This is a genomic window from Kitasatospora sp. NPDC058243 (genome assembly GCF_042882025.1).
Lineage (GTDB): Bacteria > Actinomycetota > Actinomycetes > Streptomycetales > Streptomycetaceae > Kitasatospora.
The window spans coordinates 100,007-110,192 of record NZ_JBHVWW010000011.1 but is presented as its reverse complement, the minus strand read 5'-3'; the positions used below and the strand labels follow the sequence as shown (position 1 = coordinate 110,192).

Genomic DNA, 10,186 nt, shown 5'->3' with positions numbered 1-10,186 from the left:
ACTTGGTGTGGATTGCTCCCATTGGGAGGAAAAAAGGGGGGAAAGAGAAACGCTTACCCAGGATCCTCCCCCCCCCGCGGGAGGGGCTTCTGCGGGGGGGGAGGGCGCCCCGCCCCCCTCCCCACTCCCGCAACACTCCCGCAACACTCCCGCACCGCCGCCGAGCACCCGCCCAGAACCAGCTCAGCGACTGCCGACCGCCTGCTTCACCAGCGTCCGCCCGAAGTCCCACATCAGCCCGCTCCCCCGGTGCGCGTCATCCATGATGTCGGTGAAGGCGTCCACGAACCGGTCGACGTCGCGCTCCGTGATGATCAGCGGCGGGATCAGCTTGATCACCTCCAGGTGGTCACCGGACACCTGGGTCAGGATCCGGTGCCGCTGGAGCAGCGGGACGACCACCATCTGGGCGAACAGCCCCTTGCGCGCCGCTTGCAGGGCCGTCCAGCCGGTGCGCAGCTTGAGCGACTTGGGCCGGCCGAACTCGATGCCGATCATCAGACCCCGGCCGCGCACCTCGGCGAGCAGCTCGTACCGGTCGACCAGTGCGGCCAGCCGCTCGCGCAACTGATCGCCGACCTGACGCGCGTTCTCCACCACCTTCTCCTCGCGCATCACCTCCAGGGTCGCCAGTCCGGCCGCCATCGCCTGGGCGTTGGCACCGAAGCTGGCCGAGTGCACCAGCACCCGGTCCATCGAGGAGTACACCTTCTCGAAGATCCAGCTCTTGCCGAGCGTCGCCCCGACCGGCACGTAGCCGCCGGAGAGCGCCTTGGCCGCGCAGACCAGGTCGGGCAGCACGCCCTCCTCGTGCTGGTAGGCGAAGAACTCGCCGGTACGGCCGATCCCGGTCTGCACCTCGTCGCAGATCAGCAGCGCCCTGTGCTCGTGCAGCAGGGCCTGCGCGGCACGCAGCCAGCCGGGCGGCGGCGCCAGGACGCCCTTGCCCTGGATCGGCTCGACGATCAGGGCGGCGACGTCGCCGCGCTTCAGCTCCCTGGCCAGCGCGCCGAGGTCGCCGAGCGGGATGGCGGTGTCCGGCAGCAGCGGATCGAAGCCCTTGCGGAAACCGCTCTCCCCGTTGACGGAGAGCGAGCCGGTGGTCAGCCCGTGGAAGGCGTGGTCGGCGTACAGGACGCGCCTGCGGCCGGTGGCGTACCGGGCGAACTTGAGCGCGGTCTCCACCGCCTCGGTGCCGCTGTTGCCGAAGAACACCCGGTCCAGCCCGGGCGCGTACGAGAGCAGTCGCTCGGCGAGCAGCCCGGGCAGCGGCGAGCAGTCGAAGCGGACCAGGTCCGGCAGGTCGAGGTCCATCACCTGCTGGATCGCCGATCGCACGACCGGGTGGTGGCGGCCCAGCGCGAAGATGCCGAAGCCGGCCAGCATGTCGAGGTACTCGTTGCCCTCGGCGTCGTAGAAGTACGGGCCCTTGGCGCGCTCGTAGTACTTGTCGAAGCCGATGGTGTGCAGCATGCGCGGCAGCTGCGGGTTGAGGTGGCGGCCGTGCAGCTCGTACCGCTCGGCGCCGCGTTCGGCGATCAGCGCGGCGAGGTCGAAGCTGGCGGCGGTGCGGTCGGGGTCAGCCGGCATGGCGCTGGTTCGCTCCTCGGTTCGGTAGCAGATTCTTGGCGAAGACGGCGGTCTGGGCGGCGACTCCGGTGCCGGTCAGGCCGGTCTCCTCCAGGATCTCCCCGCGCGCGGCGTGGCCGAGGAACTCCTGCGGCAGGCCGAGCACCCGCACCGGCACGTCCACGTCGGCGTCGCGCAGCGTCTGGGCGACGGCGGCGCCGACGCCACCGGTGCGGCCGTTGTCCTCGACGGTGACGACCAGCCGGTGGGCGGCGGCCAGTTCCGGCAGGGCCGGGTCGACCGGTTTGACCCAGCGGGGGTCGACGACGGTCGCGGTGAAGCCCTCGGCGAGCAGCAGCCGGGCGGCGTCCAGGCAGGCGGCGGCGGTGGTGCCGACCGCGACCAGGAGGATCTCCGACGGCCGGCCGGTGCGCAGCAGGACGTCCATCCCGCCGATCCGCTCGACGGCCGGCACGGCGGGCCCGATGGTGGCCTTGGGGAAGCGGACCACGGTGGGGGCGTCCTCGACGTCGACGGCCTCGCGCAGCTGGGCCCGCAGCTGGTCGGCGTCGCGCGGGGCGGCGAGCCTGAGGCCCGGGACGACCTGGAGGATCGACATGTCCCACATGCCGTTGTGCGAGGCGCCGTCGCTGCCGGTGACCCCGGAGCGGTCGAGGACGAAGGTGACGCCGAGCCGGTGCAGGGCGACGTCCATCAGGACCTGGTCGAAGGCCCGGTTCAGGAAGGTCGCGTAGACGGCGACGACCGGGTGCAGGCCGCCGGTGGCGAGGCCGGCGGCGGAGGTGACGGCGTGCTGCTCGGCGATGCCGACGTCGAAGGTGCGCTCCGGGAAGGCCTTGGCGAAGCGGGCCAGGCCGACCGGTTGGAGCATCGCCGCGGTGATCGCCACCAGGTCGGGCCGCTCGGCGCCGAGCGCGACCAGTTCGTCGCCGAACACCGAGGTCCAGGAGACTCCGCCGCTGGGCGAGATCGGCAGGCAGGTGTACGGGTCGATCGGGTTGACGGCGTGGAAGCGGTCGGCCTCGTCCTGTTCGGCGGGCCGGTAGCCGCGCCCCTTGACGGTGAGGCAGTGCACGATGACGGGGCCGCCGAAGTTGCGCGCCTGGCGCAGCGCCTGTTCGACGGCGCCGAGGTCGTGGCCGTCGATCGGCCCGAGGTACTTCAGCCCGAGGTCCTCGAACATGCCCTGGGGCGCGAAGGCGTCCTTGAAGCCCTTCTTGGCCCCGTGCAGCGCGTCGAAGATCGGCTGGCCGACGAGCGGGGTGCGCTGCAGCGCGCCCTTGCCGAGGGCGAGGAAGCGTTCGTACCCCTGGGTGGTGCGCAGGGTGGCCAGGTGGTTGGCGAGGCCGCCGATGGTCTTGGCGTAGGAGCGCTCGTTGTCGTTGACGACGATGACCAGCGGCCGGTCGCGGGCCTCGGCGATGTTGTTGAGCGCCTCCCAGGCGAGCCCGCCGGTGAGCGCGCCGTCGCCGATCACCGCGACGGTGTGCCGGTCGTGCTGGCCGAGCAGTCGGGCGGCCTTGGCGAGGCCGTCGGCGTAGGACAGGGCGGTGGAGGCGTGCGAGTTCTCGACCAGGTCGTGTTCGGACTCGCCGCGCGAGGGGTAGCCGGAGAGCCCGCCCTTCATCCGCAGCCGGGAGAAGTCCTGGCGGCCGGTGAGCAGTTTGTGGACGTAGCTCTGGTGGCCGGTGTCGAAGACGATCCGGTCGTACGGGGAGTCGAAGACCCGGTGCAGGGCGATGGTCAGCTCGACCACGCCGAGGTTGGGCCCGAGGTGGCCGCCGGCGCGGGTGACGGCGTCGATCAGGAACGCGCGGATCTCGTCGGCGAGCAGCGGGAGTTCGGCCGCCGGAAGCTTTCGCAGTTCGGCCGGTGACGTGACGCTGGAGAGCAGTGACATGGGTACACCTCACGACTCGGAGTGGCGCGGCGGTACCGCCGCCCGGCGGGGGCGGGGCCGGCCCGGGCGCGGGGCCCGGGCCGGACGGGGTGTCCTCGGGAGCGGTGGCGCGGTCGAACGACCGGCTCAGTGGCCGCGGTTGGCGCCGATGGTCTCGGTGATGGCGCGCAGCGACTCCTTGAGCGAGCCCATGGTGGCGAGTACGGCGGTCGGCTCGTAGCCGCAGTGCGCCATGCAGTTGGCGCAGCGCGGGTCCTTGCCGCGGCCGTACTTGCTCCAGTCGGTCTTCTCGACGAGTTCGCGGTAGGTGGGCACGTAGCCGTCGGCCATCAGGTAGCAGGGCCGCTGCCAGCCGAACAGCGAGTAGTTGGGGATGCCCCAGGGGGTGCACTCGAAGTCGGCCTTGCCCTCCAGGAAGTCCAGGAAGAGCGGGCTGTGGTTGAGCCGCCAGCGGCTCCGGTTGCCGCCGGCGAAGGCCTTGCGGAAGAGCTCCCGGGTCTGGTCGACGCCGAGGAAGTGCTCCTGGTCGGGGGCCTTCTCGTAGGCGTAGGCCGGGGAGATCATCATCTCGTCGACCTTGAGCTCGTCGTTGAGGAAGTCCAGCACCTCGATGATGGTCTGCGGGGTGTCGGTGTTGAAGAAGGTGCTGTTGGTGGTGACCCGGAAGCCGCGCCGCTTGGCCTCCTTGATCGCCGCCACCGCCTCGTCGAAGGTGCCCTCCTTGGCCACCGACTCGTCGTGCCGCTCGCGCATGCCGTCGATGTGCACGGCGAAGGTGAAGTACGGCGAGGGCTTGAACTTGTCCATCTTCTTGCGCATCAGCAGCGCGTTGGTGCAGAGGAAGACGTACTTGCGGCGCTCGACGAGCTGGCGGACGATCTCGTCGATCTGCGGGTGCATCAGCGGCTCGCCGCCGGCGATCGAGACCATCGGGGCACCCGACTCCAGGACCGCGCCGACCGCCTGGGCCACCGGCATGCGCTGCTTCAGCACACCCGCCGGGTGCTGGATCTTGCCACAGCCCTCACAGGCGAGGTTGCAGGCGAACAGCGGCTCCAGTTCGACGATCAGTGGGAACTTGTCCCGGCGTTTGAGCAGCTTCTGCTGCATGAGGTAGGTGCCGACCCGCACGGTCTGGCGCAACGGCATGGCCATGGCTAGCTCGCCTCCTGGGGGAGCGTCGAGGATGTGGGGTGGTTCAGGTCCGCGGGGCCGGGCCGGGACTCCTGCCGGTACCAGTCGACCAGGGCGGGTACCGCCGCCCGCAGGGTCCGCCAGGCACGCACCCCGGCCGGGAGGGTGCCGGGCCGCAGCAGTTCGCGCTCGGGGGTGTCCACGACCACCCGCAGGACGGCGGCGGGCAGCGTCGGCCGCCGTTCCCGCAGCGCGGCCAGCACGGCGGCGGCCTCCATGTCGACGGCGAGCGCGCCCTGGAGGTGCAGGGCGCGCCGTTCGAGGCCGCGGACGACGTGGTCGGCGGTGTGGTGCACCCCGGCGTGCGCGGTCAGGCCGAGTTCCTTGAGGGCCCTGGCGAGCTCCGGCCCGGAGTCGACGGGGTACAGGTGCCCCTCCGCGTCGCGCACGCCGTCGGCGACCACGATGTCGCCCGGCAGCACGCCCGGGCCGACCGCGGCGCCGAAGCCGGCCACCACGACCGCGCCGTAGCCGCCGGGGGCGGAGCCGAGCAACCGACGGACGGTCAGCGCGGCCCGCCGCCGGCCCATGCCGGTGCGCACCAGCACCGGCGGCCCGCCGGCCGCGCCGCGCCAGTCGCCACCGCGCAGCGCCCAGACCTCGGGGCCCAGCGCGCAGAGCACCAGCAGCGGGGCGGTGGTCACCGCGCCGCCCCGATCGCCGGGGTGTCGCCGTTGCGGCGGCCGAGGGCGGGGCTGCCGTGCAGGTAGCGGCCGAGCGCGGTGACCGGGAAGACCAGCCGGTACAGGTGGTAGTTGATGGAGAAGTCCCACGGGAAGCCGGTGCCGGTGAACTGCGGCTCGTCCCAGGTGCCCTCGGGCAGCTGGGTGCGCACCAGCCAGTCCACGCCGCGTTCCACCGCCGGGTTGGCCCGGCCGTCCGGGCCCTCGCCGGCCGCGAGCAGCGCCATCAGCGCCCACGCGGTCTGCGAGGCGGTGGAGTCGCCGCGCCCGGCCCAACGGGCCGGGTCCTCGTAGGAGCGCATGTCCTCGCCCCAGCCGCCGTCGGTGTTCTGCCGGTCCTCCAGCCAGCGGACGGCGCGCCGGATCGCCGGGTGCTCGTCCGGGACGCCGGCCGCGACCAGGGCGGGCAGCACCGAGCCGGTGCCGTAGATGTAGTTGGTGCCCCAGCGGCCGAACCAGGAGCCGTCCGCCTCCTGGTTGTGCAGCAGCCACTCGACGCCGCGCCGGGTGCGCCGGTCGCGGGCCCGGCCGGTCTCGGCGAGCATCTCCACCACGTGGGCGGTGACGTCGGCGGACGGCGGGTCGACCACCTCGCCGAAGTCGCAGAACGGCAGCTTGTTGGGCAGCGTGCTGGTGTTGTCGACGTCGAAGGCGCCCCAGGCGCCGTTCTTGGACTGCATGCCGAGGTTCCAGAGCACGCCGCGGTCCATCGCCGCATCGACCTTGGCCGGGTCGGGGTGGTCGACCCGGCCCAGCGCGAGCACCACCTCGGCGGTGTCGTCGATGTCGGGGTAGGTGTCGTTCTCGAACTCGAAGGCCCAGCCGCCGGGGGCCAGCGTGGGCCGCTGGACGGACCAGTCGCCGTCCTTGCGGATCTCCTCGCCGAGCATCCAGTCGACGGCCGAGACCAGCGCCGGGTGGTCGGCCGGCAGCCCGGCGTCGACCAGCGCGATGGTGGCCAGGCAGGTGTCCCAGACCGGGGACTGGCAGGCCTCCAGCCAGCGCCGGCCGTCCTCGGTGTGCACGGTGAAGCGGTCGAAGGAGGAGAGTCCGGCCTGCATCACCGGGTGCTCCAGCTCGTAGCCCTCCAGGTGCAGGGCGATCAGCGAGTACACGGCGGGCGGCTGGATGCCACCCCAGCAGCCGTCGGCCTCCTGCCGTTCGACGATCCAGCGGCAGGCCTGCGAGACGGCGAGCCGGCGCAGCGGGCGCAGGGCTCGGTGGTGGTAGGCGTGCAGGACCTTGTCGAGGCGCTCGAAGAGGCCGTCCCAGCTGGTGGCGGGGGCGAGCGGCCGGTCGGGGTAGGGGTGGTCCGGGTCGGTGTGCAGCTCGGTGAGCGGGAAGGGCGCCGGACGGACGGGGCGGTGGGCCGAGACGACGGTCAGCGGGACGATGGTCTGGCGGGCCCAGCAGCCGAAGGCGTAGATGTTCAGCGGCAGCCACTTGGGCAGGAAGATGATCTCGGGCGGCATCTCGGGGAGCCGTTCCCAGGGCCACCAGCCGAAGAGCGCGAGCCAGATCCGGGTGAAGACCCGGGCGGCCGCGATGCCCCCGGCGGAGCGGACGTACCGCGCGGCGGCCACCATGTGCGGGGCCTCGGGGTCGTCGCCGGCGAGTTTGAGGGCGACGTACGCCTCGACGGTGGTGGACAGTTCGGCCGGCCCGCCGTGGAAGGTGGCCCAGGTGCCGTCCTCCCGCTGCTGGGACCGGATCCATTCGGCGGTGGCCTTGGTCTGGTCCTCGGTCCGGATCCCGAGGAACTGCCGCAGCAGTAAGTCCTCGGCGTCCATGGTGACGTTGGTCTCCAGGTCGCCCTTCCACCAGCCCTCGGAGCTCTGCAGCGAGAGCAGGTGGGTGGTGGCGCGGGCCAGTGCCTCCCGCGCGTCGGCCGCTCCGAGGTCCGCCTCACCGGCCGGCCGGAGCTGGTCGGTGTCTTCGGGCTGCCACCGCCCGGCGCCCAGGAGGGTCGGGGGGCGGTCGCCCACCGCGACCGGCTCGGAATCGTACTCAGGGTCGAGCCGGCCGTCCGCGGTTGCTGTCAACGTAACGTCACCTCTCTCGTACCACCACGAATTCGGCGAGTGCGACGAAGTGCTCGCGCACCTCGTCGGACATGGGCACCTCGTCCAGGGCGGCGAGGGCAGTCGTGTGCTGGCGGCGGGCTTCCTCCTGGGTCCAGGCGCGGCCGCCGGCCTCCTCGATCAGCGCGGCCCGGGCGGCGAGCTCGGGCTCGCCCTCCTCGCCGCGGCCCTTCGGGTCGGCCAGCTGCTCGGCGAGCCGGCGCGAGGCCGCGCCGCCCTCGGCCAGCGCGGCGGCGACCGGCAGGGACTTCTTGCGCTGGCGCAGATCGCCCCAGTGCGGCTTGCCGGTGACCTCGGTGGCGCCCCAGATGCCGAGCAGGTCGTCCACCGCCTGGAAGGCCAGGCCCAGGTGGTGGCCGTAACGCTGGAGCGGTTCGGAGACCTTGTCGTCGGCCCCGGCCAGGACGGCGCCGATCGCCGAGGCGGCCGCCAGCAGCGCCGCGGTCTTGCCGCCCTCCATCTCCAGGCACTCGGCGACGGTGACGCTGTCGCGCTGTTCGAAGGCGACGTCCATGGCCTGGCCGTCGATCAGTCGGCGGGTCGCCGTGGTGAGCAGCCGGACGGCACGCGCGGCGTCGGTGGGGCTCGTACCGCCGGTCACCGCGGCGTCGAGCAGCACCTCCGTGCCGAGCGTCGCCAGGGCGTCGCCGGCCAGGATCGCCTGGGCCGGACCGAAGACCGTCCAGGCGGTGGCCCGGTGCCGCCGGGTCTCGTCACCGTCCATCAGATCATCATGGAGCAGGGAGAAGTTGTGCACCAGTTCAACCGCGACCCCGCCCGGCACGCCGACCTCGGCGGCGGCGCCGGTGGCCCGGGCGGAGAGCAGGGCCAGGGCGGGGCGCACGGCCTTGCCGCCGTCGCCCTTGGCCGGGGTGCCGTCCCGGTCGATCCAGCCGAAGTGGTACGCGGCGACGGTGTCCATCGGTGCGGCCAAACGGGCGACGGCGGACCGTAGCGGCGGGGTGCAGAGCGTGCGGCTGCGGGCCAGCAGCTCCGGCACCGAGACCGGTTCGGCGTGCGCCGTGCCTCCGACGGCGATGCCGGTGCGTGACTCCACGTGCGTTCCCTCTCCCTCGTGGTGCCGGACCGCCCGGGGCGGCCGGGTGCTTGCGCTGTCGGTGCGGCTGGTGTCGATGTGGCCGGTGTCGATGCGGCTCGGGTCGGTGCGGCTGGTGCCGGTGTCACCGCTGTCAGTGCCGCCGGTGCGGCCGGTGTCGTTCCCGCCGGTGCGGTCGACGGGAGGCCCGCCGGCTCTGGCGGGGTCCCCGGCGGCGCCCGCCGTCACCGGGGCCACCTCCCGTCGCCCCGGTCCACCGGGAGCCGGCTGCCGGCCGCGGCGAGCGCCGCGTCGGCCGCGGCGTGGCCGCTGCGCACGGCCCCCTCCATGGTCGCGGGCCAGCCGGTGGCCGTCCACGCGCCGGCCAGCAGCAGGCCGGGGACGTCCGTGCGGGCCGACGGGCGCAGCAGCGCGCTGCCGGGCGCCGGGTCGAAGGTGGCGGTGCGCTCGCGGGTGACGAAGAAGTCCAGCACCTCGGCCCCGGCGGCGGCCGGGAGCAGCCGGGCCAGCTCCGGCAGGTACCGGCGGCGCAGCTCGGCGACCGGCAGGTCGATCTCGTCCTGGACGGCGGACTGCGAGAGCGCCAGGTACTGGGCGCCGGGGTGGGCCCGGCCGAGCCCGGTGCCGGCCAGGCCGGAGTGCGCGGTGCGGTCGAAGACCCACTGCACCGGGGAGCCGAGGGCGGCGAAGAACGGCCGGCGCAGCACCTTGCGGTCGTAGACCACGTGCACGTTGAGGATCGGCGCGGTGCCGAAGTCGGCCAGCCGGTCCTGGCCGGGGAGGGCGTTCGGGGGCAGCAGGGCGGCCGCGCTGTCCTGGGCGCCGGCCAGCACGACGGTCTCGGCGGAGAGCGGCTCCGCGCCGCCTTCCAGATGGACGGCGTGCTGGGGCACCGCCGGCTTGAGCTCCGTCACGCGGGCGCGCAGCAGCACCTTCACGCCGGCGCGTTCCAGCTCGGCGAGCGCCCGGTCGTGGTGGATCACGCCGAGCGGGACGGCGGCCATGCCGATGTCGGAGGCGCCCGGGTCGGAGAGCAGGCCGGTCTTGAAGACCATCGCCGCCAACGCCAGCGACACCTGGTCGGCCCGGGCGTTCAGGGTGGCGACGCCGACCAGGTCCCAGAGGGCGGCGAGGGTGTTCGCGTTCTGCCCGTTGCGGCGCAGCCACTCGCCGAAGGAGATCTCGTCCAGTGCCGGGTCGGCGAGGTCCAGGCCCTGGAGCGCCAGCGCGCCACGGACCACCCGGGCGCGGTCGGCCGGCCCGAGGTGCGGGTAGCGGGCGAGGCTGCCGGCCAGGTGCAGCGGGACGGGCAGGCCGGCCCGGCGCAGCCGCCCGAGGGTGCGCACCGGGGCCGCGTCCGGCCCGGCGACGGAGAGCACCGGGACGTCCAGCCGGTCCTGTACGTGGACCAGCCGGGCGGCGCCGAGCCGCTCCAGCAGGCCGCGGTAGGCGGTGCAGCAGCGCAGGTAGACGTGCTGGCCGTTGTCGACGGTCAGCTCGCCGCGCTGGAAGGAGAACGCCAGCCCGCCGAGCCTGGGCCGCCCCTCGACCAGCGTGACCCGGTGGTCGGCCTCGGCCAGCCGCAGCGCGGCGGTGATCCCGGCCAGGCCGCCGCCGACCACCACGGCGGCCGGGCGCGCGGCATCGGCTCGCCCGGTCATCGGCCCTCCCCCTCGCGATT

The 10,186-nt window shown here is 73.6% G+C and carries 7 protein-coding genes; all 7 read right to left on the bottom strand.

Annotation, left to right across the window (positions count from 1 at the left end; translation table 11 throughout):
* Positions 1 to 183: 183 nt before the first annotated feature.
* On the bottom strand, positions 184 to 1,590 hold the full coding sequence (locus ACFVX9_RS10820; protein ID WP_380373800.1) for an aspartate aminotransferase family protein: 1,407 nt from the start codon (positions 1,588 to 1,590) through the stop codon (positions 184 to 186).
* A complete protein-coding gene (dxs, locus tag ACFVX9_RS10815; protein ID WP_380485275.1) occupies positions 1,580 to 3,490 on the bottom strand; it encodes a 1-deoxy-D-xylulose-5-phosphate synthase in 1,911 nt (636 codons plus the stop codon). Before dxs ends, ACFVX9_RS10820 begins: the two co-directional genes overlap by 11 nt.
* A gap of 126 nt (positions 3,491 to 3,616) precedes the next feature.
* Entirely contained in the window at positions 3,617 to 4,645 is a 1,029-nt protein-coding gene (gene hpnH, locus ACFVX9_RS10810; RefSeq protein WP_063350100.1) for an adenosyl-hopene transferase HpnH, read from the bottom strand.
* 2 nt (positions 4,646 to 4,647) lie between these two features.
* The gene (locus ACFVX9_RS10805; protein WP_063350099.1) at positions 4,648 to 5,328 is read right to left on the bottom strand and encodes a hypothetical protein; all 681 of its coding nucleotides are present in this window, start codon (positions 5,326 to 5,328) and stop codon (positions 4,648 to 4,650) included.
* Positions 5,325 to 7,352, bottom strand: a complete 2,028-nt coding sequence (gene shc, locus ACFVX9_RS10800; protein ID WP_387981378.1) for a squalene--hopene cyclase — start codon at positions 7,350 to 7,352, stop codon at positions 5,325 to 5,327. The genes ACFVX9_RS10805 and shc overlap by 4 nt, the downstream gene beginning before the upstream one ends.
* A gap of 64 nt (positions 7,353 to 7,416) precedes the next feature.
* A complete protein-coding gene (locus tag ACFVX9_RS10795; RefSeq protein WP_079136360.1) occupies positions 7,417 to 8,505 on the bottom strand; it encodes a polyprenyl synthetase family protein in 1,089 nt (362 codons plus the stop codon).
* Positions 8,506 to 8,729: 224 nt separating this feature from the next.
* Complete coding sequence (gene hpnE, locus ACFVX9_RS10790; RefSeq protein ID WP_380373808.1) at positions 8,730 to 10,166, bottom strand: hydroxysqualene dehydroxylase HpnE; 1,437 nt, start codon at positions 10,164 to 10,166, stop codon at positions 8,730 to 8,732.
* Between the last annotated feature and the right edge of the window lie 20 nt (positions 10,167 to 10,186).

Coding starts and splice junctions, on each gene's coding strand:
- ACFVX9_RS10820 (WP_380373800.1), bottom strand. CDS start 1,590: ATGCCGGCTGACCCCGACCGCACCGCCGCCAGCTTCGACCTCGCCGCG.
- dxs (WP_380485275.1), bottom strand. CDS start 3,490: ATGTCACTGCTCTCCAGCGTCACGTCACCGGCCGAACTGCGAAAGCTT.
- hpnH (WP_063350100.1), bottom strand. CDS start 4,645: ATGGCCATGCCGTTGCGCCAGACCGTGCGGGTCGGCACCTACCTCATG.
- hpnE (WP_380373808.1), bottom strand. CDS start 10,166: ATGACCGGGCGAGCCGATGCCGCGCGCCCGGCCGCCGTGGTGGTCGGC.